Raw genomic sequence first — 898 nt, 5'->3', positions numbered from 1 at the left:
TTATCTTTATTATAACGAGGTTTACGCTTGGTGGAAATAAAGACGCTATCCCTTACGCAGATACGTATATAAAGAATTCAGACACAATAGTAGTAAAAACACCTATAAATGGCCTTGAAATAGATACCGACGACGACGTCTTCACTACCAGCGGATGGTTTATGGGAGTAGCACAATCACGAATGGCAACTTATAATATGTATTCTTTCTATTCTCCTGAACATAAGAAATATTTAGGAGTTGTTACTTTTATAGGCGGTTATAATACTGTTCCAAGAGGTCATGGAGAGAAGCTTTGGTATGAAGACTTAGAAGATCAGAGACTAACTTTTCTTTACTGGATTAAAAGTTTCTCAGCCTACGTAAATCGTCAACAATGGTTGGACCCAACCTACGGTACAAAGGATAATCCTGTTCCTATCTTCTTTAAGCGTGCGTTGTCAGGACATGAAACTTTAGATATGGATGATTTTATTACCATCAAGCCCAGTGTTAACAAAAAGTTTGTTGAACTTTATCTTGCACATGAATTGTCTTCAAAAGAGTTTAACCGTCTTTATGGAGAAGACATGAAGCGCTTGGGGCTAAAAGATTGAACTGGTTGACAAGTGGACTGGTTTACGAGTTGACAAATTGTTTGCAAAGTAAGAAATGTGAATGAAAAGTTGAGAACGCCCCAGATTATTTGTACTTTTGTGATGAGAACAAGGCAGATGTAATGCAAACTATATGGGTATCATCGCAAATTCATAATATCAATGGCAAATAATTTTTCAATAGGAGGAATTAAAATCTTCTCAACAGCAGGAACAGTCTTTGCATCTCTTGTAGGTGCACCACTACTTATCTTTATTATAACGAGGTTTACGCTTGGTGGAAATAAAGACGCTATCCCTTA

General features: G+C 36.6%; 1 protein-coding gene. It reads left to right on the top strand.

The window, feature by feature from the left end; translation table 11 throughout:
• Positions 1-596, top strand: a 596-nt coding sequence (locus HMPREF1505_RS13340) for a hypothetical protein (RefSeq protein WP_036923909.1), incomplete at its 5' end; no start/stop codon positions are given.
• Positions 597-898: the final 302 nt, after the last annotated feature.

This window comes from Prevotella sp. ICM33 (assembly GCF_000517825.1).
GTDB lineage: Bacteria > Bacteroidota > Bacteroidia > Bacteroidales > Bacteroidaceae > Prevotella > Prevotella melaninogenica.
Note: the sequence above shows the minus strand (reverse complement) of the source record. Positions and strands in the feature narration are given on the sequence as shown.